This is a genomic window from Actinoplanes cyaneus (assembly GCF_016862095.1).
Lineage (GTDB): Bacteria > Actinomycetota > Actinomycetes > Mycobacteriales > Micromonosporaceae > Actinoplanes > Actinoplanes cyaneus.
The window spans coordinates 90,777-117,123 of the sequence record NZ_BOMH01000027.1; the positions used below are offsets into that span (position 1 = coordinate 90,777).

23 protein-coding genes are annotated in these 26,347 nt (G+C 71.3%); 6 read left to right on the forward strand and 17 right to left on the reverse strand.

Features of this window, described 5'->3' with window-relative positions:
- Positions 1-24 precede the first annotated feature (24 nt).
- On the reverse strand, positions 25-1,713 hold the full coding sequence (locus Acy02nite_RS17415; protein WP_203741835.1) for a response regulator: 1,689 nt from the start codon (positions 1,711-1,713) through the stop codon (positions 25-27).
- Positions 1,710-6,254, reverse strand: coding sequence for a hypothetical protein (locus Acy02nite_RS17420; protein ID WP_203741837.1), 4,545 nt, complete (start codon positions 6,252-6,254; stop codon positions 1,710-1,712). The genes Acy02nite_RS17415 and Acy02nite_RS17420 overlap by 4 nt, the downstream gene beginning before the upstream one ends.
- 155 nt (positions 6,255-6,409) lie before the next feature.
- Between Acy02nite_RS17420 and Acy02nite_RS17425 the strand changes: the two genes are divergently transcribed.
- A complete protein-coding gene (locus tag Acy02nite_RS17425; protein ID WP_203741839.1) occupies positions 6,410-6,964 on the forward strand; it encodes a hypothetical protein in 555 nt (184 codons plus the stop codon).
- A gap of 81 nt (positions 6,965-7,045) precedes the next feature.
- Positions 7,046-7,471: a thioredoxin gene (trxA, locus tag Acy02nite_RS17430; protein ID WP_203741841.1), complete on the forward strand. Its 426-nt coding sequence runs from the start codon at positions 7,046-7,048 to the stop codon at positions 7,469-7,471.
- Positions 7,472-7,564: 93 nt separating this feature from the next.
- Here trxA and Acy02nite_RS17435 read toward each other — a convergent pair whose 3' ends face one another.
- The 8 genes from Acy02nite_RS17435 to Acy02nite_RS17470 form a co-directional block, all read right to left on the reverse strand.
- Positions 7,565-7,864, reverse strand: a complete 300-nt coding sequence (locus tag Acy02nite_RS17435) for a hypothetical protein (protein WP_239174955.1) — start codon at positions 7,862-7,864, stop codon at positions 7,565-7,567.
- A gap of 118 nt (positions 7,865-7,982) precedes the next feature.
- Positions 7,983-9,272: a BNR-4 repeat-containing protein gene (locus Acy02nite_RS17440; RefSeq protein ID WP_203741843.1), complete on the reverse strand. Its 1,290-nt coding sequence runs from the start codon at positions 9,270-9,272 to the stop codon at positions 7,983-7,985.
- Entirely contained in the window at positions 9,269-10,705 is a 1,437-nt protein-coding gene (locus Acy02nite_RS17445; RefSeq protein ID WP_203741845.1) for a glycosyl hydrolase family 79 C-terminal domain-containing protein, read from the reverse strand. The genes Acy02nite_RS17440 and Acy02nite_RS17445 overlap by 4 nt, the downstream gene beginning before the upstream one ends.
- 12 nt (positions 10,706-10,717) lie before the next feature.
- Complete coding sequence (locus tag Acy02nite_RS17450) at positions 10,718-11,767, reverse strand: DAHP synthetase I family protein (RefSeq protein ID WP_203741847.1); 1,050 nt, start codon at positions 11,765-11,767, stop codon at positions 10,718-10,720.
- Positions 11,761-13,020, reverse strand: a complete 1,260-nt coding sequence (locus Acy02nite_RS17455; RefSeq protein ID WP_203741849.1) for a glucarate dehydratase family protein — start codon at positions 13,018-13,020, stop codon at positions 11,761-11,763. Before Acy02nite_RS17455 ends, Acy02nite_RS17450 begins: the two co-directional genes overlap by 7 nt.
- Positions 13,017-13,880 (reverse strand): carbohydrate ABC transporter permease, encoded by an 864-nt coding sequence (locus Acy02nite_RS17460; protein ID WP_203741850.1) that lies wholly within the window; start codon positions 13,878-13,880, stop codon positions 13,017-13,019. Before Acy02nite_RS17460 ends, Acy02nite_RS17455 begins: the two co-directional genes overlap by 4 nt.
- Positions 13,877-14,788: a carbohydrate ABC transporter permease gene (locus Acy02nite_RS17465; protein ID WP_203741852.1), complete on the reverse strand. Its 912-nt coding sequence runs from the start codon at positions 14,786-14,788 to the stop codon at positions 13,877-13,879. The genes Acy02nite_RS17460 and Acy02nite_RS17465 overlap by 4 nt, the downstream gene beginning before the upstream one ends.
- Positions 14,785-16,107 (reverse strand): sugar ABC transporter substrate-binding protein, encoded by a 1,323-nt coding sequence (locus Acy02nite_RS17470; RefSeq protein ID WP_239174957.1) that lies wholly within the window; start codon positions 16,105-16,107, stop codon positions 14,785-14,787. The genes Acy02nite_RS17465 and Acy02nite_RS17470 overlap by 4 nt, the downstream gene beginning before the upstream one ends.
- A 126-nt stretch (positions 16,108-16,233) precedes the next feature.
- On the opposite strand from Acy02nite_RS17470, the gene Acy02nite_RS17475 reads away from it, so the two are divergent.
- Positions 16,234-17,031, forward strand: coding sequence for an IclR family transcriptional regulator (locus Acy02nite_RS17475; RefSeq protein ID WP_203741854.1), 798 nt, complete (start codon positions 16,234-16,236; stop codon positions 17,029-17,031).
- Positions 17,032-17,063: 32 nt separating this feature from the next.
- Here Acy02nite_RS17475 and Acy02nite_RS17480 read toward each other — a convergent pair whose 3' ends face one another.
- Positions 17,064-17,885: an NAD-dependent epimerase/dehydratase family protein gene (locus Acy02nite_RS17480; protein WP_203741856.1), complete on the reverse strand. Its 822-nt coding sequence runs from the start codon at positions 17,883-17,885 to the stop codon at positions 17,064-17,066.
- 86 nt (positions 17,886-17,971) lie between these two features.
- On the opposite strand from Acy02nite_RS17480, the gene Acy02nite_RS17485 reads away from it, so the two are divergent.
- Together Acy02nite_RS17485 and Acy02nite_RS17490 are read left to right on the forward strand one after the other, a co-directional pair.
- Entirely contained in the window at positions 17,972-18,892 is a 921-nt protein-coding gene (locus tag Acy02nite_RS17485; RefSeq protein ID WP_264653313.1) for a 2-hydroxy-3-oxopropionate reductase, read from the forward strand.
- Positions 18,889-19,653, forward strand: a complete 765-nt coding sequence (locus tag Acy02nite_RS17490; RefSeq protein WP_203741860.1) for an HpcH/HpaI aldolase family protein — start codon at positions 18,889-18,891, stop codon at positions 19,651-19,653. Before Acy02nite_RS17485 ends, Acy02nite_RS17490 begins: the two co-directional genes overlap by 4 nt.
- Positions 19,654-19,734: 81 nt before the next feature.
- Here Acy02nite_RS17490 and Acy02nite_RS17495 read toward each other — a convergent pair whose 3' ends face one another.
- Positions 19,735-20,448: a polyamine aminopropyltransferase gene (locus Acy02nite_RS17495; protein WP_203741862.1), complete on the reverse strand. Its 714-nt coding sequence runs from the start codon at positions 20,446-20,448 to the stop codon at positions 19,735-19,737.
- 102 nt (positions 20,449-20,550) lie between these two features.
- A complete protein-coding gene (locus Acy02nite_RS17500) occupies positions 20,551-21,489 on the reverse strand; it encodes a M20/M25/M40 family metallo-hydrolase (RefSeq protein WP_203741864.1) in 939 nt (312 codons plus the stop codon).
- Positions 21,490-21,593: 104 nt separating this feature from the next.
- Here Acy02nite_RS17500 and Acy02nite_RS17505 point away from each other — a divergent pair, with 104 nt between their 5' ends.
- Positions 21,594-22,382 (forward strand): maleylpyruvate isomerase family mycothiol-dependent enzyme, encoded by a 789-nt coding sequence (locus Acy02nite_RS17505; protein WP_203741866.1) that lies wholly within the window; start codon positions 21,594-21,596, stop codon positions 22,380-22,382.
- A gap of 74 nt (positions 22,383-22,456) precedes the next feature.
- Here Acy02nite_RS17505 and Acy02nite_RS17510 read toward each other — a convergent pair whose 3' ends face one another.
- The 4 genes from Acy02nite_RS17510 to Acy02nite_RS17525 form a co-directional block, all read right to left on the reverse strand.
- Entirely contained in the window at positions 22,457-22,924 is a 468-nt protein-coding gene (locus tag Acy02nite_RS17510) for a peroxiredoxin (protein ID WP_203741868.1), read from the reverse strand.
- The gene (locus Acy02nite_RS17515; protein WP_203741870.1) at positions 22,905-23,561 is read right to left on the reverse strand and encodes a VanZ family protein; all 657 of its coding nucleotides are present in this window, start codon (positions 23,559-23,561) and stop codon (positions 22,905-22,907) included. The genes Acy02nite_RS17510 and Acy02nite_RS17515 overlap by 20 nt, the downstream gene beginning before the upstream one ends.
- A 302-nt stretch (positions 23,562-23,863) precedes the next feature.
- Positions 23,864-24,271, reverse strand: a complete 408-nt coding sequence (locus Acy02nite_RS17520; RefSeq protein ID WP_203741872.1) for a hypothetical protein — start codon at positions 24,269-24,271, stop codon at positions 23,864-23,866.
- Positions 24,272-24,397: 126 nt separating this feature from the next.
- Positions 24,398-26,299: a PI-PLC domain-containing protein gene (locus Acy02nite_RS17525; RefSeq protein ID WP_203741874.1), complete on the reverse strand. Its 1,902-nt coding sequence runs from the start codon at positions 26,297-26,299 to the stop codon at positions 24,398-24,400.
- Between the last annotated feature and the right edge of the window lie 48 nt (positions 26,300-26,347).

Sequence of the window (26,347 nt, forward strand, 5' to 3'; positions counted from 1 at the left end):
CCCGGCCGCACTACGACACACCACTCAGTCGCGCAGGACCTCGGCTGCATGGTCCAGGTGCGAGGCCGCCGCGATCATCGCGACCACGGCCCGCGTCGGCAGCAGACCCGGCCGTGATCCGAGGCGGAGGAACTCCCGCGCGAGCGCCACGTGCCACTGCCAGTGCCAGTCCTTCTCGCGGGGCTCCAGCTGATCCAGACGGAGGTATCGTTTCCGCTGGCTGACCACGTGATTGAGGTACGCGTCGACCGGGTTGACATCGGTCGTGGCCGGGCTGGTGGTGCAGTGGCACAGCCCGCTCGCGAACGCGGCGTCGGCGGTGACCTCGGTCCAGAGCATCGACTCGACTCCTGGCCGGCGAACGTGCAGCACCAGGTCCACCAGCAGGCGGGTGACGTCGGTGGCCCAGTGATGGACCCCGAAATGCGAGGCGTCGACCAGGAGCGGGCGAGGCCGGCTCAGGCTCTGCACGAGGATGTTGCCGGAGTGCAGGTCACCGAAGCCCCGCGCGTGCGGGACGGTGTCACCGGGGCGATCCCGATCCGTGCCGGGGAGCGTTCCGTCGTGGACGAACGCCAGCAACGCCGCGGCCTTCGTCTCGGCGTCGGCCTGCCCGGCGCCGTGCTCGCTCTTCCAGACCTCGGTGTACGCCGCCAGACTGTCCTGAACGCGCAGGCGCAGGACCGGCGACACCGTGAGCCAATCCCCGGTGGGCACCTTGCGCCGCAAGCTGGGCTGCAGGAGACCGATCAGCTGATGGCCGTGCAGGTCGTCGGCGAGCTCGACGGCCTGGTCAGCGGTCGCCCCGGGCTGCCTCAGCCACTCGTTCAGCGGGACGGCGTCATTGACCAGTTCGGCGGCGATCGCGGAATATCCGGACGACTCGTCGGTCCGTAGTTCGGGGTCGAGCCGGATCAGGACGGTCGAGCCGAGCACGCGCGCCGCGGTCTCGTTGGCGGCTTTCTCCGCGGCCAAGCCGGCCTGACCCAATCCGATCTTGAGGAAGAACGACTCTTCGCCCTGGTCGGGCGCCACCCGGACCACCTTGCAGACGTGCGCACCGGAACGGCCCGCCGCAAGGTGGTGGACCGTGAGGGTGGTGTCCCGGTCGTCCTCGCGCTCCAGGCACTCGATGACCAGCGTCCGGGCGATGAGCTCGCCCCGTTTTCGCGCGTTGACGTGCTCACCGGGCGGTTCGCCCAGGCTGTGCAGCATCGACTGGACGCCGGCCTCCTCCGCGAACACGATCTTGAAACCGTCGGCATGCCCGGAGACGCGCATCCGGCGGCGGATCCGGCGGGCCACACTCGTCGCGTCCCACTTGCCCTCGCCGCCCTTGGCCGACGGGGTCACCGTCAACTGGTTGGTCCGGATGATGGCGTGGTCCGCACCCGCGTGCTTGGAGTCGTCGAGAAAATCCGGATAACTGTCCGATTTACCGGTGAGAACCAGGATGAAGCAGTCGTCCCGGCGGTGGCGAAGCTCCTTGACCACGCTCAGGCCGGTGTCCCCCTTGTCGAGCTCGAAGTCGATCAGCGCGAAATCGAAGTCCTCGTCCCGCATCAGATTGATCGCCTGGATCGGGTCGACGGCGGTGCTCCAGCGCACCCGCCAGTCACCCAGCACCGAGAAGCCGAAGTCCATGACCCGCTGGACGTATTCGATGTTCTCGAGTTCGTTGTCGACGATGAGGCCACGCGGCTCCGTTGTCATGCGGGGCCCCTCCAACTCTCCAGGTCCACCGTGATGGCATAGGTCCAGGGAGGCTCGGCGGCGGCCTCCCGGATGGAACCCCCGAATCTCTCCAGCCGGTGCCGGAGAGTTTCCAGGCCTTTCCCGCCGCCACGGGACTCGGGACTGCTGCCGGTGTTGCGAACAGTAACGAGGATCCTCGCTGTGTCGTAACCGATGTCCACCCGGAATTCCTGCTGCGTGTCGGGGATCCGATGGGTAGCCGTCGCGTTGTGACGGATATGCCGGAACGTCTGCTCGATCAGGCGACCGGTGCAGAAGGCCTGAAGGGTCTCCCGCTGGTCGGCCGGGACACCGCTGACGTCGATCTCAGCAGGCTCGAAGAACTCGGCCACGGCATGGAGAATGTGCACCGGGCCGCGCGAGATGACCTCGTTCAGCAGAGCAGCCTTGCTGTCGAGCGCGAAGCGTCCCCACCAGACCAGGTCGGATCGGAGCAGTTCGTACTGTTCCGGTCCGGGGTCGAGGCCCCGGGTGAGCTTCTCGACCACGTCGAACGCGCGGGCCGTCGTCTTCGCCACCGCCTGCGGACCGTCCTGGGACAGGGTCTCCTCCCAGCGCGAAACCTCTTCGGGCTGCATGTCGGTCAGCACGCTCTTGCTCATCAGGATGTCGCGTAGTGGCTGGAGGTACGGAAGGACGTACCTCTGCAGGTAACCCACGCAGGTCGCCCAGTTGTCCCAGATCTTCTCCGGCTTGGATCCGGGTCGACCAACCGCGGCCAGGTCGATGTCGCTCCGGACCTTCCACCACGGGTCGGAGAAGTCGTGCCCCGCCGAGTCGATCTCGTGGCGCAGTCGTTCCCACGCCTCCTGTTTGCTGTCCGGCGGCTCCGGCAGCGGCCGCCGGGCGTGCAGCAGCAGATAGCGGATCAGCATCAGGGTCACGTAGTCGGAGGCGATGCCCGGCGCCTTCTCCTGGTCCCGCAGGCTGTCCAAGGTGAATTCGAGGCTCTTGGCCAACTGCTCCACCACCTGGCGGCGGGGAAACGGCGCGATGGTCCGCGGTGCGGTGAGCAGCATCAGGACTTCGAGCAGCACCTGCGGCACCACCAGGCCTTCGTCCCGATTGACCCGCAGGATCTGGTTCAGCTCCCGCGCGAAGCGTTCGGGCGCCAGCTGAGCGAGCAGGACCGCGGCCTGGACGCGCAATCGGGCTTCGAGGAGCAACGCGGCGTTGCCGGCCAGGATGGCCATGGCCATCTCCTCGACCGTGGCGCGACAGTCGGTGAACGCCAGGGGCGCCGAGGCCAGCCAATGCGGCTCGGCCACCAGGAGCCGGATCAGGGGATCGCGCAGCCGCCGGTCCTGGCGGGCGACGGCCAGCAGGTCGACGACGACCTGCCGGTGGTCGGTGCTGAGTTCCGCGTCCCGCAGGCGAAGGCGCCAGCGCAGGTACTCCACGCACTCCGGCTGGCTGACGTTGGCGCCGAACAGGTCGGCCGTCTGCTCCGCGAATAGGTCCTGTTTGGTACGGGTGTCGAGCAGTTGCACAAGCCACTCGCGGTGTTTCTCGAGGAGCTCCGGAACCGGAGCGTAGAGTGACATCGAAGCGTATCGGTCCCGGAGCGCGCACACGCCGCAGTTGTTCTTCTTGCGGCTGCTCATCGCGGTCCTCGACACGTAGAAGACCTCCACCGTGGCCTGGCCACGATCGTTCCCGTCCTCGATCTCCGACCGGCGCACGGTCCCGGTGCGTTGTAGATTCACGGCGTCGCCGTCGCTCATCCCGTTGAGCAGCAGCACGACGGTGATGGTGGTGACGTCGTTGTCGGCGGCCAGTCCCACCAGATGCCGGACGGTCCTCCCGCTGCTGGAACCCGAGTCGATGACGACAGCGTGCCTGCCCATCGTGAGGGCCATCGATGACCCCGGCAACTGCCAGTGCTCCGCGTACGCCGCCCGCGGCACCGGAACGATCGTTTCGCTCACATCCAGATCGACTTCGGCCAGTCCGGGGCGTGAGCCGGCCTTGGCCAGCTCCTGCCGCAGTCGCTCGGCGATCACGGTGAGGTCGTCCGCGGTGCCTTCCGGGTAGAGGACGGTCACTTTCGCGGACTCGCCGGCGAAGGTGTTCCTGTGACGCTCCGCAACCTTCGCCACCACGGCGTCGAGCACGGTTTCGGACCAGCCCGCGTCGCGGAAGAGCACGGTCGGGTCGACGTAGGCGGTGTAGTGCCGGTCAGCCGGGCGGCCGATGTGCCCGAGACGGGTCGCCGCGTTGCTGTTCATGGTGTTCAGGTAGGCCCGTTGCCTGACCAGCTGACCGGGCCTCGGCCGGGAGCCGTACTCCGGCCGGCGGAGCACCGGATCGATCGGGTGGCGCTTCTCCGACTCGTCGGTCGAGCTGACGTCCACACCTGCCAGGCTGACCAGCGGGACCCGCCGGCCGGACAGTTCGAGGTGAGCGGTACGGCTGGCCTCGGGGCGCGCGTCGACCACTGTCGCCACCGCAACAGGTTCCAGCCCGCGCTCGACCAACTCGCCGAGGATGCCGATCACCGTGGTGCCGGTGGACACCACCTCGGTGATCAGCAGCACCCGGGTTGCGCCGGTGGCCGGTGGAATCTCTCGCACCGAGTCGTAGTAGCGATCACCGCCGGTCACGGCCCGGGCCACCACGGCGGCGACCGTCTCCGGTGTGTGCGGCATCCGCAGGACGACTGTCGCGGTGTCCCCGGCCTCCTCGGCGCGGGCAGCAAGCGTGACGCCGGCGAGGGCGCGCAGTTCCAGGCCGGACAGCAGGGCGTCGAGATCGAACCAGCGACTGGTCTCCCGCAGGCTCGGGGTCAGAAACCGCCCCCGCCACACCGCCCCCGGCTGGATCTCGTCCGGCGGGCGATCGATGGCGGCGGCCAGACGCTCTCCGACCCAGGCCGCCAGAGCGGTCAGCGCGTCCCGGGGTGGCGTCCGCAGGGCCACCCGGTCGCCGTCGGCCCACACCGGCCCGGCCATCCCGTTCAGGATCTCCACCTCATCCGGGGAGAACACGTCCAGCGACACCGGGCCGGCCACGCCGGAGAGACGTCCCAGCACTCGCCGCTGGGCCGCGGTGCCACCGGCCCAGTAGTGCCGATTGCCCGCGGCGAGCACGAGGATCGGGGGAGGGAGGGCGTGGCCCGCTGCGGCCCGGTCATCGCTCTCGGCGTTGAGGTACTCCACCGCGACCGCCATCAGCGGACGGTTCACGCTCGGGAACGCCACCGTGGCCGAGCGGTCGCCTCCGGTCGCGGCGACGACTTCGGCGACCTGGCTGATGGCGTGCGCGATCTCGACGTCGTTGGCGCCCTGGCGTTCCCCCGGGACGTTGATCGCCAGGACGACGTCACCCTCGGCTGCCAGCGTCGCCTGGATGACCCCACGGCCTTTCTCGCTCAGCCCGGACGGCGAGAAGACCGGAGCCGACAGACAGGCGAGATCGGTGCGCGAACCGCCCAGGAGCGGGCGTGGCGTGCTCAGTTCACCTGCCCCGGCCATCGCGGTCTCGCTCGGGCGGGCCAGCACGTCGCACTCGACGAAGAGGCCAGGGAGTCGCGCCGTCGTCCGCCCCGCGATCTCGAAAGCCTCGCCGTCGCGGTAGGCACGGCCCGACGTCGATCCACCCGACGTGAGCAGGATTGCGCCCTGGTACGCGCTCACCACCCGGGCGACTTTCCACATGCCCCGGGCACGGGCCGTGCCGGAGGTCCCGGCCGAGCGCTCGTCGAGCGCCGTCACCCCGGCCGCGAGACCGGAACCGGTGTCGGCCACGACGAGCCGGATCATCGCTTCGGTGGCGCTCCCGGCGAAGTCGGCCAATGCGGGGTCGAAGTCGTCGGCCCGCTGCCGGTACGTCGGCACGTCGACGATCACACCACCGAGGAGGAACTCGCTCTGGCCGGAGTATCTGGCGGCGTTCTCCATGAGTTCGAGCAGTATGCCGCGGGTGACGGCAGACGCGACCTCAGCCGGCAATCCCAGCTCGCGCAGCGTGCGCTCAGCGTCGGGAGCCCTGGTGACGAGGGTGATGGTGCGGTAGTGCTCACTGCGCAGCCACTGGTAGCGCAGGATCCGCCGATACCGGTGCGGGCGGCCCGACGTCGGCGGCGTCACGAGCGGATCACGATCGGGGTTGTTGTACTTCGGCGCGCTCTCGCTCCCGGTCGGCTCCCCGTCCGACTGTCCGGTGTCGACGTGCGGCCCCAGCGCGTCGACCACGCCCGCCTGCTCCAGATAGATGCGGCAGTTGTGACGCTTGACGATGTGATGTGCCACCCGGACATCTGGTTCCGTGATGTCCGGCAGCTCGTCGGCACCAGGCAGTCGCACGGTGCAGACAGCGCCGGCCGCTGCTGCGGCACGGACGAAGATCAGCAGATGGCCGAGCGTCACGAAGTCGGCGAACTCCAGCTCGCTGAGGTCGACGAGCACCCGTTTGCCGCGCAGGGATGTGGCGGGCCTGCCGTTCAGTGCGGTGGCCCAGGTGTCCGCGTTCAGGTGGTTACCGGGATTGATAGGGATCATGAGCACGATTCCGTAGGGCGTCGGATTGATCCACGGTGCACGGTGGACGCTACCCACGGCGAAGTCGGAGTGGCTCATCGTAACGGCGTATTGATTTGAGCCGTTCGGCGTGATCCGATCATGGCGGGTCTGAATGGGACGGAGGGCCGGCCGCGATGACGGACCAGAACTACGACGGCGCACTCGCGGAGTTCAGTGCCCTGCGTGCCGAGATCGACTCACGCTCGAAGTACCAGCAGCAGATCCTGGCTCTGCAGCTCACGCTCACCAGTGCGATCTTCGGGCTGGGTCTGTCCAAACCCGTTCCGATCGGCCTGCTGATGATCGTGCCGCTGAGTTCATATCTGCTCTGTGGGCGCTACATCGGCCAGCGGTCCGCGATCCGTTGGGCGTCGCGCTACATCACCGAGAAACTGAGCCCACGAGTCCCTGGCGGTCTCGGCTGGTCGCGATGGGTGGCCGAGAACCGGCGCCCGGACCGTCTGATCGACTGGTACCTGCCGCTGATGATCTGCTTTCCCGGGGCCAGCCTGCTCGCCCTGGGGTGGACGATCGACCTGGTGTTCCTGACCCACGGCCGCTCAGGATGGGCGACCGCCGGCCTGATCGTCGTCTGGCTGGCCGGGCTGCTGGCCACCGCGGCGTGCGGCCTCCTGGTCAGCCGGGTCTTTCGTGACCGGGGACCCGCACCGCTGGCACCGTCTCCCTGAGCGAGGAATGCGCGGCGCTGTCCCGTTGTCGTTCCTGGCGTCAGCACCAGCCAGTTCTCTCCGAGCCAGGAAGTGAGCGCGATGTCGGACATCGTGGCCTGTCCCGCCTGCGGGCAGCGCAACCGGATCGCGGCGACGGCGGCGGGCCGGCCGGTCTGCGGCAGGTGCCGCGCCGCTCTGCCGTGGATCGCCGAGGCGGACGACGACACGTTCGCCGAGGTGGTCGAGAGGTCGCCGCTGCCCGTGCTGGTGGACATGTGGGCGCCCTGGTGTGCTCCCTGCCGGCTGGTCGGGCCGGTGCTGAAGCGGGTGGCCGGTGACTTCGCCGGCCGGGTCAAGCTGGTGAAGGTGAACGTCGACCGGGCCCCGGCGCTGTCGCAGCGTTTCGATGTCCAGGCCGTCCCGACGCTGATGGTCGTCGACGGTGGACAGGTCAAGGCGCGGCAGGCCGGGGCGGCACCGGCGGCGGCGTTGCGCCGCTGGGTCGAGCAGGCACTGTCCGCCTGATCGGCCCGGAAGCCGGGGAAAGTCCGGGAGGTCCGGGGGAAGTCCGGGAAGCCCCGGGGAAGGCCGGGGAAACTCGGGCTGGCCCGGGGCCGGTCAGTGGGTGCGCGGGTCGTGGTCGTTGCTGCGGCTGCCGGCCTTGGCGAGACCGCGGCTGATCATGTATCCGATGGTGAGCAGGGTGATGTACCACCACGCCTTGTCCGCCGCGAAGTAGTCGGCGCCGTTCTCGGCGTTGCCGTCGCCGAGCACCTGCGAGGCGATCAGCACGCCGATGACGGCCAGCACGTAGACGATCAGCTCGGTGGTCTTGTAGGACGGCTTGGTCTCCTCGCCACGGGACCGGTGGACGTGGTGGTCGGTGCCCTCGGTGCGCGGGTGGGTGGTCATGGCCATGTCGATCGCTCCTTGAGTCGTGGTGTCCGGTGCGGCGCTGCGGTGTGTGCCGCCGGCGTTACTCAGGGACTACCCGGCGCCGAGGACAAAACAGCCTCTTGTCCCCCATACGGGCGGCTCAGGCGACGTAAACGTCGCCGTCGGCGATTGACACGTCGCGGGCGCTGCTGGCGCCGGTCAGCAGCAGGCGGACCGGTGCCCGGTGCCCGGCGATCACCTCGATCCGCTGGATCGGCCGCGGCGTGGCCAAGGTTGACTCGTGACGCCAGGGCAGGCCGGGGACCAGCCGGTACGTGTCCACCCCGGGCGCCGCCGGGTCCGGGGTCGTGTGGATCCGCCAGGACAGCGCGTCGGCCGGTTCCATGTCCCGCACGCGCACGCCGGCGCCCAGTTCCCGCTCGTGCCAGCCGGTTCCGGGCAGGTGCACCGCGCTGTGCGTGTGCACCGTGCCCTGCTCGTCGAGGCGCATCCACACGACGAACGGGGCGCGCCCGCCGAGTGTCGAGCCGACCAGGCTGATGTAGTCGGGCGAGCGCGGGTTGACGGTCTGCAGTGGCGTCGTGGCGACCTTGAGGTGCCGCTCCTGGTCCGCGTCGTCGACAGTGGTGCCCAGGTCGTGCCCGGCCGCGGAGCGGAAGCGCAGGTCGTCGGGCGAGAACGTGGCGTGGTAGATGTTGCGGTGGTAACGGTCGTGCAGGTGACCCTCCGGGCCGCCGCCGGCCAGGGTCCACACCATCGCGATCCGCCCGTCCGGTTCGAGGCGCAGCTGACCGAGGTAGATCTCGTTCATGTTGTCCGGCCGGCCGAGCGGGGCGATGCACCAGCGGTCGCCGGTCAGCGTTGCCGAGCTCTGCCAGGTGTGCCCGTTGTCGGTCGAGCGCACGTACTTCATCGGCCGGGTGTCGGTGGGGAACGCGGGATCGAAGTCACCGGCCGTCTCCCGGATGAAGACGAAGATGTCACCGGTGGCCGTCTTGACCGGCATCGGGTACGTGGCGCCGAGCCCCTCCGGGATGATCGTGTCGGTCCAGGTGCCGGCGATCGAGTGCGGCTCGGGTGAGCGGGCCACCCACAGCTCGCGGTTGTGCAGGCCACGGAAGACCAGCAGGTGACCGTCGCCGGCCTGGATCAGGGTCGGGTAGTTGTGCGAGTCGTTGTCGCCGCCGGCCACCCGGACCGGCGCCGACCAGGTGCCGCGCCGATGGTCGTACTCCTGCACGTAGTTGTCCTCCTGGAAGCCGGCCCAGGAGATGAAGGTCTTCTTCGCGTACGGGTCGTGCACGCCACCCGCGACCGGCCGGCGGTCCGTGCGGGCGGCGGAGGCGGCCGCGACCGTCGTCACCGAGGGCCGCGACGGGGTGGGAACGAAGGGCACGAGCCCCGCCGCGAGGAGGGTACGTCGTTTCACAGCGTCACCACCACGGCGCTGGCCGCGTCCACGGACAGGGTCAGCTTGCCGCCCTTGACCTGCGCCGCCGACGGGACCGGGTGCAAGCGGCCGGCCGCGTCGACGGTGGCGCCCTGCACGGCGGCCGCCTCCTGGTCCAGTGCGGTCCCGGTCATCGCCAGCACGGACGCGGACCGGTCGCGGCCACCGACGGTGAGGGTCACGCCGACCGGGGCGGTGCCGTCCTTGTGGACCAGGGCGATGCGGGTGCACCCGTCGTCGCCCTTCACGGCGTACGCGGAAAGGTTCTGATCGGTGTCGATCGTGATCGGCAGGAACCGGCCGGGGCCCAGTTGCCGGGCCATCCAGATGCCGTAGTAGATCGGCATGACCCGGTACTGCTGGGCCAGCTCGTACGCCTTGTTCGGCGCGCAGATCGGGGTGTAGCGCTGGAACTTGCCGTTCCAGATCGGATCGTTGCAGACGCCGAGCCCGCCGTGGATGTTGACGCCGGCCAGGCCCGCCTGCGCCATCGACAGTCCGTAATCGATCACCCAGAGCGCGGAGGCGTACCTGTTGCTGACGCCGTCGACGCCGCCGCTGTACGCCGAGTTCGCCTCGTCGACGCGCATCGGCAGCCCGTTCGCGGTGGCCGCGGCCAGGTTGCCGGCGACCGCGTTCAGCTGCGAGGTGATCTGTCCGGCGGAGAGCATCCGGTCGATGGTGAGGTCGGGGCCGGACGCGTACTGGTGGACGGTCAGCATCGACATCCGCTCCCGTTCGTCGGCGGCCAGCGACGACGCCCAGGCCGAGGAGGTTCCCGCGGTGTCGGGGCCGGCGATCCGGTGGTGGCCGACCGCGTGGGCGCAGGCCGCCCAGTCGGCGTGGTACTGCGGGTAGGCGTAGCCGGCCGGGCGCAGTGCCTTGCCCTCCCACTGGTCCGGCTCGTTGCCGCACTCGACCGCGACCAGGCGATTCCCGAGGATCCGGTCCATCGCCCGGGCCTGGTCGGTGGCGAGCGCCGGGTCCCAGCGGCCGACGTTGAGGCCGACCTCGGCCTTCCAGCCGGTGGCGTCGAGCAGCCCGCGCAGCCGCTTCAGGTCGTTCGGGGTGACGATGTCCTGCACCCAGTCCGGCTTGGGGTCGGGTGGCGGCTGCCCGGCCGGCACCCACAGCGTGTCCCGGTCGAGGGTGTTGCCGCCGATGCGCAGGTTGCTGGCCCCGAGCGTACGCAGGAGCTGGGTCATGTTGCCCTTGGCCGGGTCGAGGTTGCCGATGCCGAGCTCGCGGATCTCGAACGACAGCCCGACCGCGTCCGCGGCGAGCCGGCCGGCGGGGTGGGCCGTGTCGACGGTGATCGTGGCGGTCGCGGCGACGCGGGCGGGGACGGGGGTGGCGATGGTGAACAGGGCGACGGCGAGCGCCGCTGCTTTCCGGTACACGGTGGACTCCATCAGTCGGCGGTGTCAGTCGGCGGTGGCGAGGAGCTCCTGGCGCCAGGCGGGGGCGAGGCCCAGGTGGTAGAGGCTGATGCGGCTCGCGCCGGCCGCCCGCAACGCCTCGAGGTGCGGCTGGACGGCGCCGGGTTCCATCGGGTGCAGCACGGTGACGTAGGCGTCGACCGGCTTGCCGTGCCTGGCGGCCGCCCGGACCAGGTCCTCCGAGCCGAGCGGCCAGCACGGCACGAGCAGCGCGTCGACCTCCGCGGCGGCGGCCGGGGTCAGGCCCGGGGACGGCCCGGTGGCCCACGGGTCCGGGTGGGCGTGCAGGGTGACCGGCAGGCCGCGCACCGCGTCGAGCACCTGCGCCCGCAGCAGGTCGGTGTGCCGGTGCCGGATCGCCAGCAGGACATCGGCGTCGGGGGCCTCGCCGGCACGCAGCCCGGCGACCACCGCCTCCGGGTCCAGTCCCTCCTCCGCCCACGCACGGCGGCAGGCCGGGCAGCAGCAGATCGAGAGCAGCCGGGCGGTCTCCGGCGTCCACGCGCCGTCGGTCTTCTCGTGGTGGCCCAGGTGGCTGACGCCGAGCTGGCCGCACGCCTCCAGGGAGACGCCGTCGAGTTCGAGGTCGTGGACGGCTTCCGCGGCGAGGGTCGCGGCGTGGTCGCGGACCTCCTGGTGGGCGGGGCACAACGCGTACCGGTAGACCTCGCCGAAGGCGTTGACCACCGCGACGTCCGGGCGCAGCGTGCCCAAGCGGGTGTTGTGCGTCAGCACGATCCACGCGCTGACCTCGCGCCCGGCCCGTTTGAGCAGCCGTGCCGCGTCGCCGAACGCGTCGGGTGAGCCGGCCCAGTCCGGCGCCAGTGGCCGCAGCTCCTGACCTTTCCAGGCTTCTTCGCGTACGGGACGGTAGAGCGCCGCCCAGCGGGCGTCGACCATCCGGTGTGCGGGGTGCATCGGGGTCGCCGCCCGGGTCGAGTGGTACGCCGCGGCGAGGGTGACCCGTCGCGGCGCCCGGTCCAGGAAGCCGGGATCGCCGAGCACGTCCCACGGGTACGCGTGCCCGCTCACCATCGCGGCCTGCGCTTGACGTAGCCGGGTTCGAACCGCTGCCGGTACGTGGTGTCGTCGCGCTCGGTGATGCCGCAGCGCAGGTAGTTCTCGTGCAGCCGGGCCAGCGCGTCCTGGTCCAGCGTCACGCCCAGCCCCGGCCGGTCGGGCACGGTCACCGCTCCCCCGGTGATCGGCAGCGGATCGGCGACCACGTCGACGCCGTCCTGCCACGGGGTGTGCGTGTCGGCGGCGTACGTCAGCACGGGGGTCGACGCGGCGAGGTGGACCATCGCGGCGAGGCTGATGCCGAGGTGGCTGTTGGAGTGCATGGAGACGCCGATCCCCCAGGTGCGGCAGATCGCGGCCAGCTCGGCGCAAGCGCGCAGGCCACCCCAGTAGTGGTGGTCGGCGAGCACCACCTGGACCGCGTTGCGCCGGACCGCCTCGGGCAGGTCGGCGAACGCGACTACGCACATGTTGGTGGCCAGCGGCATCGGGGCGAGCGCGGCGACCTCGGCCATGCCGGACAGCCCGCCGGTCGGGTCCTCCAGGTATTCGAGCAGGCCGTCGGTCTGCTCGGCGACCTTCACCGACGTCTCCGGGGTCCAGGCGGCGTTCGGGTCGAGCCGCAGCGGCAGGCCGGAGAACGCGTCGCGCAGCGCCCGGATCGCGGCGATCTCCTCGTCGGGCGGGAACACCCCGCCCTTGAGCTTGATCGACTGGAATCCGTAGCGGTCGATCAGGGTGCGGGCCTGGGCCACGATCCCGTCCGGGTCGAGCGCCGGACCCCAGCCGTCCGGGGCGGCGCCGGGATGACCGGCCCACTTGTAGAAGAGGTACGCCGAGAACGGCACCCGGTCGCGCACCTTCCCGCCGAGCAGGTCGTGGACCGGCCGCCCGATCGCCTGCCCCTGCAGGTCGAGCAGCGCCACCTCGAACGGCGCCACCACCTTGGCCAGGGTCTTCGCCGTGGTCGACCCGCCGGTCAGCCCGTGCCGGTCCGGGACGTCCACCGCCCCGATCGCCCGCGCCACGGTGCGGACAAGTCCCGACAGATCGAAGATGTCCACGTTCTTCAGAGCCGCCGCCGCACGGGTCAGCAACGACAGGTGCGGCGCGTCGCCGTAGGTCTCCCCCAGCCCCACCGCGCCGTCGGCCGACCGGACCTGGACGATCGCGCGCAGAGCCCAGGGCTGGTGCACGCCGGCCGAGTTGAGCAGCGGCGGGTCGGGGAAGGCGACCGGGGTGACGGTCACCTCGCGTACACGACTCATCCTTTGATGGCTCCCGAGGTCAGGCCGCGCATGAATTGGCGCTGCAGGGCGAGGAAGACGACGACCGAGGGCAGCAGCGCGAGCAGCGCCGACGCGATCAGGACGCCGGTGCCGACCTGCTCGTCGGCGCGCAGGCTGCGCAGTGCCAGGGCCAGGGTGAACTGGTCGGCGTCCTGGGCGACGAGCAGCGGCAGGATGTACTGGTCCCAGATCATCGTGAAGCCGAAGATGCCGAGCACGCCGAGCGCGGGACGGCACACCGGCAGGATCACCGACCAGAAGATCCGCAGGTCACCGGCGCCGTCGAGGCGGGCCGCCTCCTCCAGCTCGATCGGCACGTCGCGCATGAACTCGGTCATCACCAGGATCGCGAACGCCCACGCGCCGACCGGCACGATCATCCCGGCGAGTGTGCCGACCAGGTTGACGTGCACGACCGGGACGTCAGCGAGGACCAGCGACAACGGGATCGCCAGGATCTCCTCCGGCAGCATCATGGTCGACAGGATCAGGAACAGGACCAGGCGTACGCCGGGAAAGCTCTTGCGGGCCAGCGCGTAGGCGGCGGTGACGCTGACCGAGATCTGCAGCAGCAGCCCGCCACCGACGACGATCAGCGAGTTCGCGAGGTATCGCAGGACACCCTGGTCGACGGCGGTGCGGAAGTTGTCGAGCGTGAGGTCGTGCGGGATCAGCGACAGCTTCGTCGGGTCGGTGACCCGGCCGAACGCGCTGACCAGCAGCGCCAGCAGCGGCCCGGCGAAGACGAAGACCACCAGGGCGTACAGTCCGATCTTGATGATCCGGCCGAGCGGGCCGCGGACGGCGCCGAGCCCGAGCGCGGTGTCCAGTTGCCTCATGCGCGCCGCCGCAACGACTGGGCCACGACGGTCAGCACGACCGTGGCGAGCAGCAGCAGCATCGAGCCGGCCGAGGCGATGCCGAGCTCGTTGCGTTCCAGCCCGAGCTTGTAGACCAGGGTCATCACCACCTCGGTGGAGCCGTTCGGCCCGCCGTTGGTGAGCAGGTAGATCTCGGTGAAGACGCGCAGCCCGCGGATCGCGGCCAGGGTGACGACGATGCCGAAGACCGGGCGCATCGCCGGGAACGCCACGTGCCAGAGGCGGCGCAGCGGACCGGCGCCGTCGGCGGCCGCCGCCTCGTAGAGCGTGCGGTCGACCCCTGCCAGGCCGGCGATGAAGATCATCATGTCGTACGGGGCGCCGCGCCAGATCCCGACCGCCATCACCGACCACAGCGAGGTGTGCGGCGAGTCGAGGAACTGGCCGGGGCCGAGCCCGATCCAGCCGAGCACGGAGTTGAGCGCGCCGTCCGGGGCCGGGTGGTAGATGATCCGCCAGAGCGCGGCGACCACTGCCATCGCGGTGACCGTGGGCAGGAAGACCGCGGTGCGCACGAACCACAGGTGCCGGGCGGTGCCCTCCAGCAGCAGTGCCAGGGCGAGGCCGACCACGATCGAGCCGATGGTCTCGCCGAGCGCGAGGACGATCGTGTGACCGGCAGCGGCCCGGAACGCGTCGTCGCCCAGGACGGCCCGGTAGTTGTCCAGCCCCACCCAGCGATCGCCGAGGTAGGGGCGGACCTCGTGGAAGCTCATGCTGATCGCCCGGGCCATCGGCACGAACTTGAACAGGGCGAAGAGCAGCAGGGCGGGGGCGAGCCAGAGCCAGGCGCCCAGGTGCCGCCGCCGGCGTCCCCGGCGCGCCGCCTGCGTCCGAGCCGGTGGCGCGGCCAGGGTCGCCGTCATGCTCCGGCTCCCTGCTTGGTCAGCTCGTCGGTGAACGTGCGGGCGAGCTTGCCCAGAGCGGCCTTCGGGTCCGAGGTGCAGTCGGCGACCAGCGCGTTCAGGGTGTCGGCGGAAGCCTGGCGGAACGGGGTCCAGTCCGGCACCACCGGGGCGTAGCGGGCGCCGTTCTGATAGATGCCGGCGAACAGTTGCCAGCGGGTGTCCTTGCGGACCGTGGCCATGTCGACCTTCGTGTTGACCGGCAGGCGGACGACGTTGCCGTCGGTGTCACCGGCCATGCCGAGCGTCTGACCCTCGACGGACGTCGCGTACTCGGCGAACCTGGTCTGCCCGGACGGGTTGGCGGAGCCGGCCATCAGGTAGACGTTCTCCCCCTCGGCCAGCGAGACGCTCTTGCCGCCGGGGCCGGGCGGGAGCGCGACGACCTCGTACTTGTCCTTGCCGAGGTTCTTGTCGAAACGCGCCATGTTGTACGGCCCGGTCAGGTAGATGCCGCCCTTGCCGGTCTCGAACAGGGGGTGGGCCTGGGTGGTCTCGGCCGTGACCGAGCCGGGGACCACGCTCTTGTCGGTGCAGAACTGCTTCTGGAACTCCTGGGCGGCGGCCAGCGACCCGGGGCTGTCGATCGCCGGCGTCAGTTTGCCGGGCTCGCCGGTGAGGAAGTCGCCGCCGGCCGAGAAGAGGAAACTCGCGAAGTACCAGGAGGTGTAGCCGCGCTTGGTCGAGGCCGGGATCACGTACCCGTAGGTGTCGGGTTTGCCGTTGGCGTCGGGGTCCCCGGTGGTGAACGCGGTGGCCAGGGCGTCCATCTCGGCCCAGGTCGCCGGGAGCGGCTTGCCCAGCTTCTCGCGCCAGTCCTTGCGGATGAAGAGAGCGAAGGACTGCGCCGAGAACGGCACGCCGTAGATCTTGCCGTCCGCACCGGTCGCGGCCTGCCACGACGCGGGGGTCAGATCGGCCTGCCCGGCCAGGCTCGCCCTGTCGACCGGGCGGACCAGGCCCTGCTTGACCAGGCCACCGAGCCGGTCGGTGTCGTTGATGACGACGTCCGGCAGCTTCTTCTGCGCGGCCGCCTGCTGCAGCTTGGTCTCGAAGTCGTCGAAGAGCGCGGTGACGTGCGCGGGCACCCCGGTCTTGGCGGTGAACGCGGCGGCCAGCTGCTGATCGGTCTTCTCGGTGCTGGAGCCGGGCGGTTTGCGGACCCAGATCTGCAGCTCGGCCTTGGGATCGGTCTTCGGGCTGTCGCTGCCGCACGCCACCAGGCAGCCGGCCGTGACGACGGCGGTCACCGCCATGGCGAGCACTCCCCGACCAGTCACGCGACTGCCTCCTGTCTACATATGTGGACGCGTGCTTCGTTTGTGTCACGCGAGTAGGGACAAGCTAGCCGCCGGTATGATGACCGTCAACACTCTGGAAACAATCCTTCGTGATGGTGGGTATCAATGCCGCAGGTGGTGGACGGATCTACATCGGCCAATGACGTCTCGCCGGTGAAATCGGCCGAGCGCACCGTGCGGATCCTCGAGACGCTCGCCGCGTCACCGACCCGGCTCACCCTCACCGAGCTGCAGGAACGGATGGGTTACCCACGGTCGAGCCTGCACGCCCTGGTGCGGACGCTGCGCGACCTCAAATGGGTCGAGGCGGACGAGACCGGCTCGGCGTTCGGGGTGGGGCCGCACGCGCTGCTCTCCGGCACGGCGTACCTGGATCGGGACCCGGCGCTGCGGTTCGCCCAGGAGACCATCGAGGACCTGCGTGGCGAGATCGGCTACACGATCCACTACGCCCGGCGCGACGACGCGCACGTGCTCTACCTGGCCAGCCGGGAGGCCCGGGACTCGGCCGGGCGGGTGTCGCGGGTGGGCCGCCGGCTGCCGGCCCACGTCACCGGGCTCGGGCAGGCGCTGCTGGCCGAGCTGACCGAGAGCGAGGTCGACACCCTGCTGCCGGCGACGCTGGAAGGGCTGCGACCGGCCACCATCACCAGCCGTTCCGCGCTGCACGCCGAGCTCGACACGGTGCGCAAACGGGGCTGGGCGTTCGAGCGGGAGCAGAACACCGAGGGTGTGGCCTGCGTGGCGGTCGCGGTCGGCTACCGGATCCCGGCAACCGACGCGGTGTCCTGCTCGATGCCGGCGGACCGGGCCACCCCCGAGCACGTACGGCAGGTGGCCGACGCGGTGACCCGGCACGTCACCGACCTCGCCCGCACGTTGCGCCGCGAGGGGATCCGCTAGGCGCTCGACGTGGCCGCACCACGGAACACCGCCTAGCCCATGCGCTGGGCGAGGGGCCAGTCGCACCACCAGGCGCCGACGCGGGTGAGCTCCGGGTCGTGCTCGAAGTCGGGCTCGCCGAACTCGGCGATGCGCTCGGCCGCGTACACCTCGGCGTCGTCCTTCGGGTGGTAGCCGATCGCCTCGCCCTCGGCGAGAGACCACCAGCGACGGGTGTTGCGGCTGACGCCCCAGACGATCCGGAAGCCCGGGCTCGGCGCGGAGAGGCACGCCTCGACCAGGCGCGCGCCGTCGTCCAGGGACAGCCAGGTGGCCAGGCCTCGGTTCTGCGGCGGGGTGGCGAACCACAGCCCGATCCGGACGCAGATCACGTCGAGGCCGAACCGGTCGGCGTAGAGGCCGGCCAGTGACTCCACGGCCGCCTTGCTCCAGCCGTACAGCGAGTCGGGGCGGGGCGGCACGCCGGCCGGCAACCCGTCCGGATAGGTGTCGTCGTCGCGCACGTGGAACCCGGCGGCGTGTGACGACGACGCCAGCACGATCCGGGTGACGCCCTCCCGGCGGGCCGCCTCCAGCAGGTGGTACGTCCCGAGAGCGTTGGCGCGCAGCACCTCGCCGGCGTCCGCCTCCTTGCTCTGCCCGCCCAGGTGGACGATCGCGTCGACGCCCCGGCAGGCGGCCGCGACCGCGTCCGGGTCGGTGAGCGAGCCGAGCACCACCTCCTCGGCGCCCGCGCCCTCGATCCCGGCCGGGCGGACCACGTCGAACAGCCGCAGCACGCGCCCGGTGGCGGCGAGCCGGGTCCGCAGCGACGTGGCGACCTTTCCGGCGCCGCCGGTGACCAGGATGCGCATCGAAACCTCCCGCTGTGTCGGTCGGCGCGAGCCTAACAGACATCCTCGTACGTAAATGAAGCTTGACCGACGCAAAGAGGCTTCCTATGTTGGTCTGCATCCAACTACAGGATAGGCATCTACATATGTGGACGATCGGCTTCATCGGTCTCGGCGTGATGGGCGCGCCGATGGCCGACAACCTGGTGAAGGCCGGCTTCGACGTGGCCGGCCACACCCGGCGCGCGGGCGGCACCGACCGGCTGGTCGCCGCGGGTGGCCGGCACGCCGACTCGATCGCGGACGCCGTCCGGGGCGCCGACGTGGTGATCACGATGCTGCCCGACTCCCCCGACGTGGAGTCGGTCCTGCTCGGCCCGGAGGGAGCGATCCGGCACGCCGCTCCGGGCACGCTGATCATCGACATGAGCACCGTCGCGCCGCGGACCGCCCAGCGGGTCGCGACAGCGGCCGGCGCCGCGAGCATGCAGGCGCTCGACGCCCCGGTCTCCGGCGGTGAGCGGGGCGCGATCGAGGCCGTACTGTCGATCATGGTGGGTGGCGCGGCGGTCGCGTTCGAGCGGGCCCGGCCGGTCTTCGAGGCGCTCGGCACCACCGTCGTGCACGTCGGCCCGGCCGGCGCCGGCCAGCTCGTCAAAGCCGCCAACCAACTGGTCGTGGGCGGCACGATCGAGCTGGTCGCCGAGGCGATCGTGCTGCTGGAGGCGAGCGGCGTCGACCCGGCCCCAGCGCTCCGGGTGCTCGGCGGCGGCCTGGCCGGCAGCACGGTCCTGGACCGCAAGGGCGACGCGATGCTGAACCGGCGCTTCGAGCCCGGCTTCCGGGTCGACCTGCACCACAAGGACCTGGGCATCGTGCTGGACGCGGCCCGCGCCGCGAAGGTGGCGATGCCGGTCGGCGAGCTGGTCGCCCAGCTGGTCGAGGCGGTCCGCGACGCCGGTTACGGCGACCTCGACCACGGCGTGCTGCTGCGCGGCGTCGAGCAGCTCTCGGGCCGCAACCGGTGAGCGGCCTGCGAGCCCGGCTGGCCGCCGGCGACACCCTGTTCGGCACGTTCCTGGGCCTCGGCTCGCCGCTGGCCACCGAGGCGTGCGCGGTGGCCGGCTTCGACTGGCTGCTGGTCGACCTCGAGCACGGCGGCGGCGACGAGCAGGCGCTGCTGCACCAGCAACTGGCCGGCGAGGCGCGCCGGGTCCCGATGCTGGCCCGGGTCGAGTCGGCCGAGCGGATCCGCACCGGGCGCCTGCTCGACACCGGCGTGTCCGGGGTGATGTTCCCGCGCCTGGACTCGGTCGAGGAGGTGCGTGCGGCGGTCCGCCACCTGCGCTACCCGCCGGAGGGTGACCGCGGCGTCGCCACCTACAACCGGGTGTACGACTTCGGCCTGCGCCCGGAAGGACTGGGCACCGCGAACGACGGCGTGGTCGGGATCGTGCAGATCGAGAGCCGCGGCGCCCTGCGCGCCACCGCCGAGATCGCCGCGGTGCCCGGCGTGGACGTGCTCTTCGTCGGCCCGCGTGACCTCTCCACCGACCTGGGGTGCGCCGGGCGGTTCGAGGCCGCGGAGTTCACGGCGGCGCTCGACCAGGTGCTCTCCGCCGCCAAGAACGCCGGGATCGCCGCCGGGATCCTGGCCGGCGACCCACGGCAGGCGGCCGCTTACACCGCGCTCGGGTTCCGGTTCGTCGGCGTCGGCTCGGACGCGTCGCTGCTGGCCCGCGCCGCCTCCGACGCCGTCGGTCACCTGCGCGGGACGATCGCGACGTAGACCGCCACGCCGTTGCGCTCTGCCGGGGCGGGGATCAACCGCGCGGCACGGTCCCGGAGTAGACCGCCGCGTCGTTGCCGGTCAGCCGCGCGGCACTGTTGCGACGTAGACGGTGTTGGCCGAGCGGCTGCCGGTCAGCGGGTTGGGGAACGTCACCACGTGCGCGGCCGCCGTGGCGAAGCACTCCCGCAGGACGGTCAGGAAGGAGTCGTCCGGCGGGTCGTCCGACCACAGGCCGAACACGCCGCCCGGCCGCAGGCGCGCCCCGACCCGGGCCAGCCCGGCCGGGGTGTAGAGGTCGGCGTGAGTCGGATCGAGGACGTTCACCGGCGAGTGGTCGATGTCGACCAGGATCGCGTCGAAGAGCCGCTCCGGGTCGGCCGGGTCGAAGCCGTCACCGTCACGCAGCAGCGCGAAGAAGTCGCCGTTCAGCATCACGGCGCGCGGGTCGGTGGTGAGCTCCCGGCCGCCCGGGATCAGTCCCTCCCGGTGCCAGTCGATCACCGGCGCCAGCGCCTCCACCACCACCAGCGACCGGACCCGATCGTCGGCGAGCACGGTGTGCGCGGTGTAGCCGAGACCGAGCCCACCCACGACGACGTCACACGGCCCGTCCCGCCACGCGGCGAGCCCGAGCCGGGCGAGCTCCTCCTCGGCGACGGTGAACATGCTCGACATCAGGTACTCGTCGCCGAGCTTGACCTCGTACACCTCGGTCCTCGTCGTCGGTTCGCGACGTCGGCGCAGGCTGATCTCACCGATACGGGTATCGGCCCAGCCGAGTTCGGCGAACATGGGGCTTCCTCAAGGGTGGACGGAGCGTGCGGCTCCGCCACCATAGGCGCGACCGGGGTCACGGGCCACCCGCCACCCCGATCACCGCCCGCCGGCGCGGTCTTACGCTCCGGACAGGGACCAGACCGCGGCCGCGATGGCGTTCGAGCCGAGCGCCATGCTGGTCGCGCTGACGTCGGTCAGGTCGTCGCACGCCTTGTGGTAACAGGCGCCGAGCGCGTTGAGGCTGCGGACCGAGCTGACCCCGGTGACCTTGACGCCGGCCCGCTTGAACGCGGCGTGGTCCGAGCGGTCGTCGGTGTCCAGCGACGGGTTGACCGTGATGCCCTGCGAGGTGAAGTAGGTCTGGAACGGCGCGTTGAGCCCGTTCGACTGGCCCTCGGTGTAAAGGCTCCAGCCGACCGTCCGGCCGTTCTCCGGCTTGTTGCCGATCATGTCGAAGTTCAGGTACGCGTCGATCTTCTTCGGCTCACCACTGGCCAGGTGCGACACGTAGTAGGTCGAGCCGACGTCACCCTGCTCCTCGGCGCCCCAGAAGCCGAAGCGGATGCGCTTGGCCGGCACGAGCTTGGCCTGCGAGATCGCGGCGGCGTTCGCCAGCAGGGCGGCCACGCCGGAGCCGTCGTCGTTGATGCCGGGGCCGGCCGCGACCGAGTCGGAGTGGGCACCTGCCATGACCACGTGGGCAGCGTCCCCGTACGGCCATTCGGCGACGACGTTGGCCGCGGCCTTGCCACCGGTGGTGAAGTTCTGCACGGTGGTCTTCCAGCCGAGCGCGTCCAGCTGCTGCTTGATGTAGGTGACCGTGGAGGTGAATCCGGTGCTGCCGATCTTCCTGGTGTTGTTGCTGGCGCGGGCGAAGTCCATCAGTTTCTGCAGATGCGCCATCGAGGCGTCCGCGCTGATCACCGGCGGGGCGACGGCGATCGGGGCGGCGACCGCGGTGATCGGGGCGGCATCGGCGTAGGTCGCTCCGGTGAGCGCCAGGACAGCCGTGAGAGTGGCGGCGGCGCCCGCGTAGGCGAGCTTACGAACCCGCATGTGTTCCTCCAGGGGGGTGGGGACCTGGGATCGAACACTACGGATGTCTTGCCGGGCCGGGTCATATCAAAATCACCCTCATGCCGGGGACTACGATCAGTGGAATGACTTCCCTCGCCGGCCGCACGATCGCGGCCCTGCGCAGTGAGCACGACACGCTCGCCACCGCGGTCCCCGCCCTCACCGCCGATCAGCTCACCGGGCCCTCCGGCGCCACCGAGTGGTCCATCGCGGACGTCCTCTCCCACCTGGGCAGCGGCGCCGAGATCAACCTCGCGACCCTGCGTGCCGCGCTGGGCGAGGCGGAGAAGCCCGGCCCCGGCTTCAACCAGGGCATCTGGGACCGGTGGAACGCGCTGAGGCCGCAGGACCAGGCAGCCGGCTGGATCGCCGCGGACGAGGCGTTCGTCGCGGCGCTGGAGGCCATCCCGGCGGAGCGTCACGACGACCTCGCCGTCGACATGGGCTTCCTGCCCGAGCCGATCCCGTTCGCGTCGTTCGCGGCCATGCGGCTCAGCGAGGTCGCCCCGCACACGTGGGACGTGCGGGCCGGCACCGACCCGGCCGCGACCGTGGCCGAGCCGTCCGCGCAGCTGCTCGCCGAGCACCTCAGCGCCGGGATCAGCTTCCTGCTCGGCTTCATCGGCAAGCCGGCCGAGGAGCGGGAGCAGGCCGTCGTCGAGATCGCCAAGACGCCGTACCGGATCGTGCTCGACGACAAGGCGCGGCTCACCACCGAGGATCTGCCGGTGACCGCGACGTTCGACGGGCCGCTGGAGGCCGCGATCCGGCTGATCTACGGCCGGCTGGCGCCGCGGCACACCCCGGCCGGCGTCGGCACGACCGGCAACATCACGCTCGACGAGCTGCGCGCCACGTTCCCCGGCTTCTGAGAAACGGGCGACGCGCCGCGTTCCCCGGTTTCTGGTCGCCCGGCACGACGACGCCGTGCCGGGCCGGCCCCGGATCAGCCGTTCGCGGCGACCGCCACGCGCAGCGCGTCCGCGGCGTGCTGGTTCATGTCGAGCTCGCTGTGGATCACGTCGAGCACCTTCTGATCAGTGCCGATCACGAACGTCAGCCGCTTGGTGCTCAGCGGGCCGAGGGCGATCTTGCGCTTCACGCCGTACGCCGCGATGGTCTGTGAATCGGGGTCGGACAGCAGCGGATAGTCGAAGGAGTGGGTCTCCGCGAAGAGTTTCTGCTTCTCGACCGCGTCCTTGCTGATGCCGACGCGCTGCACGCCGGCCGCCTGGTATTCCGCGGCGAGGTCGCGGAAGTGGCAGGCCTCGGCGGTGCACCCCTTCGTCATCGCGGCGGGGTAGAAGAAGAGGACGACGGGCCCGTCAGCCAGGAGGGCGGTCAGCCGTCGCGGCGTGCCGTCCTGGTCGGGCAGCTCGAAGTCGGGGGCGATGTCACCTTTGCCGATGCTCACCCGCACGAGGGTACGTCACTTCGCTTGCGAAACGATCACGCCGGCCCGTGCGCCACCAGTGCCGGGACGCGAGCCCCGCGAGCAGCGCGCCGGCGGCGTTCAGCAGCACGTCGTCGACGGACGAGACCCGGTCCAGCCGCAGGACGTACTGACCGATTTCTACCATCAGCGAGCATCCCGCCCCGAGCGCCAGGATCCGTGGCGCGGTCGCCAGCGCCGCGAAGCGGGTCGGGGCGAAGAAGCCCAGCGCCGCGAAGATCACCAGGTTCCCGGCGATCCCGAGCGTGCCCATCGTGGCCAGGTCACGCAGCGGGACCAGGCTGACCCGCCCGTCGACCAGGCCGGCGGCCGGCCCGGGCATCATGGTCAGCCACACCATCGGCACGGTCCCGTAGACCATGCCCACCTCGGCCAGCGACAGCCGCCACGCGGACACGTCGGCCGGGACCCGCCGCACCCGTGCCAGGAGCCACGCCACCAGACCCGCCACCGGCACCCCGGCCAGCGTCACGAGCACCACGCCGTTGTCCGTGTCGAGGCAGCCGTGCCAGTGCCCGCCCAGGCACTGCGGCGCGGCCATCAGCAGCATCCGCCGCAGCACGAACAGCCCACCCGCCACCACGGCAAGGACCACCATCAAGATCCAAAAACCGATTCTGCGGGTACGGCGGGGCGGGGCGGACAAAGCCACGGTGTCGTTCACGCGGGTCATTGAACACGCCGGCTTGTCATGGCGGCATAAGCGTTTCCTCGCCCGGAGCAGCCGGCGCCCCGCCAGGACGGTCTCCCACCGCCCACCCCCGCGGCCCGGACGATCTCCCCGCGCGGCCCGGCACGATCCCCCGGCGCGGCCCGGGCGCGCGAGTGCCTGCCCCGGGGCCGCCCGGGCGAGCGCCTCCGCCCGGCCGGGCGGAGGCGTCCACCGTGGAGTGCGGCAGGTCAGCAGCGCACCCGGTAGGTGGCCGAGGACCAGGCCTTCGGGTTACCGGCGACCCGGCCGGTGACCAGCGTGCGGTACGTGAACGTCCCGCTGCCCCGGCAGCTCGCGGCGAGGGTGCGGCGGCCGGAGGCGGGCACCCCGGCCGACTTCACGTTCTCCCATCCCCACCACCGCTTGCGCTGCACCGTCAGCGTCGCCCGGCCGCTGCAGCGGGAGAACGTCGTGGCGCCGCGGATGGTGCTGCCGACCTTCACCGGCCGGACCGGGTGGGCGGCGCAGGCGGCGGCCGCACTGACCGCCACCCCCTGCTCGAGGACGGGGGCCGCGGTCGCCGCTGAGGCGCCGCCGGCCAGGATCCCGCCGGCCAGAACCCCGGCCACTGCCAGCCGTAGGACGTGTCGACTCATGCTCAACTCCCTGTGGTGAAGGGTGCGACTGCCGCACCGCCTCCACCACGGTGTCGATCGATCCGGGGCGGGGACAACGGCCGGCTGTCCCCGCCCGACAGCTGGCTCGGGCGCGGGGACAGCTGGTCAGAACGGGTGACAGTTGTCGGGTTCACCAGGGCGTACGTCGTAGCACCCGTACTGCAGGCCGTCGGCCGGCTGATCACGGCCGGGGCTGGTGAAGTAGGCCAGCGAGACCCAGCCCCACTGACCGTTGTCCGCCTGCGTGTACGCCCACCAGAAGTTGGTCGCCGTCCGGTAGGTGTACAGCTCACCCCGCTGCTGCCCCACGAACCAGTGCGCGCCGTTTCCGGCGAGGGAGCCGGCCCGCGCCGACGTGTCGCTGGGTTCGGTCATGACCGGCACGTCGCCGGTCACCAGCGTGCAGTACTGGCCGTGGACCCGTTTCGCGGCGATCCAGGACGGGACGGCGCAGTTGCCGCCGCCACCACCGACGGCGTTCTCCCCGAGCCAGGTGCTCAGCGGTGACAGCTGCCCGGCGCTGAGGTAGTCGACCCCGGCGTAGATCGCGTCCAGCCAGGAGTCCTCCCGGTCCGGGCAGCCCGCGGGGTGGGTCACGCGCACGTGATGACCGGTGTTCTGGGCGGTGGCGATGTCGTCCCAGTGCACGGCCTGGATCGATTTCCCGCTGTCGTACGCGCAGTTCGCGCCGAAGGCCGGATCCGGGACGCTGATCACCGGGACGAGGTCCGCGTTGTACAGGTCCCGGTCGACGCCGAAGCTGCCGTCCAGGAACGCGTACGTGTCGCCCTGCCGCGAGAGCAGCCCGCGCACCGAGTCGTGACCGCCGGCGCCGGACGGCACCTGATCGTCGTTGTGGCTGCCGGTGACGACGAGCTGCACCGGCCCCCACTTCCGGCCCTCGCTGTCGGTGTGGAAGAGCATTCCCCGGTACGGCGTGAGCGCGCTCATCAGCTGCCGGGCCACCAGCAGCGGGTTGTTCTCGTCCGCCGCCGCCTCCGCCGGGTTCACGGGCAGCCGGCAACCGTCCGCCGCCTCGGCACACCTGATCTCGACGAAGAGCAGGACCGGCTGGTGGTATCCGGGGTAGACCCGGCCGCCGGCCGCACTGACCCGGGCGTTGAGCCCCTGCAGGTACGCCGCCGGGAACGGCTGCTCGCCGCAGGTGGCGCCCTCGGGCCGGGGACAGAGCGCCAGGCTCCCGTTCCGCAGGACCACCGCGGTCTCCACGCTGGTGTACCCGTGGTCGAGCGCGTCCTGCAACGGTCGTGCGCTGCGGTACTCGTTACCGGCGTGCCCGTGCTCGCGGGGCGTCACCACGGCCGGCGCGTCCACGGGCGAGGCCGTCGCGGCCGGCTGGCCGCCCGACGCCGGGCCACGCAGCACCACCAGGGTCACGGCGGCGGCCACCAGGATCAGGCCCACGGCGCCGGCGATCAGCGCGCGGGGCCGCCCGGGCCGGCGCGTGGTGAAGTACGCGTCGATGACGACGGGCTCCCGGACCGGCCGGCCGGCGTCGGCGTCGGCGTCGGCGTCGGGATCGGGATCGGGATCGGCGTAGAGGGTGATGGCTACGGAGTGCGAGGCCCGCGCGGCCTGCTCGTCGGCCTGCCGCGCGGTGTCGATCAGCGCCCTGACGTGGGCGCAGGCGACGACCAGCCGATCGGCGTCACGGTCGCCGAAGGGCTCGCCGGCGACGAGGTGGGTGGCGCGGGCGACAGCGACCACGAGCACCGGATTGGTGACGGCCCGCAGCTCCCCGCCGAGGACCGCCGCGATGTCGTCCTTGTCGACGGACATGCCCGGCGCCAGCCGGTGGGACCGGATCACCTCCGCCAGGTGGCGCAGCGAGGCGGGCCGGCGGCGGCGCCTCGGCGGCTGCGAGCCGGGCGGCGGGGTGTACTCCCCGGTCTCGGCGGCGCGGGTGACAGCGGCGTTGAGCTGGGAGGCCAGCAGCCGGGCGGCGTCCTGCACCCCGGTCCACCACGGCGACAACGTGTCCTGCACCCTGACCCCCTCAGGCCTCGGTCCATCGACGACGATAGTTAGCCGCGT

Bases quoted from the DNA above. Each gene is read 5' to 3' on its own strand.
- Acy02nite_RS17415 (WP_203741835.1), bottom strand. From the start codon at position 1,713: ATGACAACGGAGCCGCGTGGCCTCATCGTCGACAACGAACTCGAGAAC.
- Acy02nite_RS17420 (WP_203741837.1), bottom strand. From the start codon at position 6,254: ATGATCCCTATCAATCCCGGTAACCACCTGAACGCGGACACCTGGGCC.
- Acy02nite_RS17425 (WP_203741839.1), top strand. From the start codon at position 6,410: ATGACGGACCAGAACTACGACGGCGCACTCGCGGAGTTCAGTGCCCTG.
- trxA (WP_203741841.1), top strand. From the start codon at position 7,046: ATGTCGGACATCGTGGCCTGTCCCGCCTGCGGGCAGCGCAACCGGATC.
- Acy02nite_RS17435 (WP_239174955.1), bottom strand. From the start codon at position 7,864: ATGGCCATGACCACCCACCCGCGCACCGAGGGCACCGACCACCACGTC.
- Acy02nite_RS17445 (WP_203741845.1), bottom strand. From the start codon at position 10,705: ATGGAGTCCACCGTGTACCGGAAAGCAGCGGCGCTCGCCGTCGCCCTG.
- Acy02nite_RS17450 (WP_203741847.1), bottom strand. From the start codon at position 11,767: ATGGTGAGCGGGCACGCGTACCCGTGGGACGTGCTCGGCGATCCCGGC.
- Acy02nite_RS17455 (WP_203741849.1), bottom strand. From the start codon at position 13,020: ATGAGTCGTGTACGCGAGGTGACCGTCACCCCGGTCGCCTTCCCCGAC.
- Acy02nite_RS17460 (WP_203741850.1), bottom strand. From the start codon at position 13,880: ATGAGGCAACTGGACACCGCGCTCGGGCTCGGCGCCGTCCGCGGCCCG.
- Acy02nite_RS17465 (WP_203741852.1), bottom strand. From the start codon at position 14,788: ATGACGGCGACCCTGGCCGCGCCACCGGCTCGGACGCAGGCGGCGCGC.
- Acy02nite_RS17475 (WP_203741854.1), top strand. From the start codon at position 16,234: ATGCCGCAGGTGGTGGACGGATCTACATCGGCCAATGACGTCTCGCCG.
- Acy02nite_RS17480 (WP_203741856.1), bottom strand. From the start codon at position 17,885: ATGCGCATCCTGGTCACCGGCGGCGCCGGAAAGGTCGCCACGTCGCTG.
- Acy02nite_RS17485 (WP_264653313.1), top strand. From the start codon at position 17,972: ATGTTGGTCTGCATCCAACTACAGGATAGGCATCTACATATGTGGACG.
- Acy02nite_RS17495 (WP_203741862.1), bottom strand. From the start codon at position 20,448: ATGTTCGCCGAACTCGGCTGGGCCGATACCCGTATCGGTGAGATCAGC.
- Acy02nite_RS17500 (WP_203741864.1), bottom strand. From the start codon at position 21,489: ATGCGGGTTCGTAAGCTCGCCTACGCGGGCGCCGCCGCCACTCTCACG.
- Acy02nite_RS17505 (WP_203741866.1), top strand. From the start codon at position 21,594: ATGACTTCCCTCGCCGGCCGCACGATCGCGGCCCTGCGCAGTGAGCAC.
- Acy02nite_RS17515 (WP_203741870.1), bottom strand. From the start codon at position 23,561: ATGGTGGTCCTTGCCGTGGTGGCGGGTGGGCTGTTCGTGCTGCGGCGG.
- Acy02nite_RS17520 (WP_203741872.1), bottom strand. From the start codon at position 24,271: ATGAGTCGACACGTCCTACGGCTGGCAGTGGCCGGGGTTCTGGCCGGC.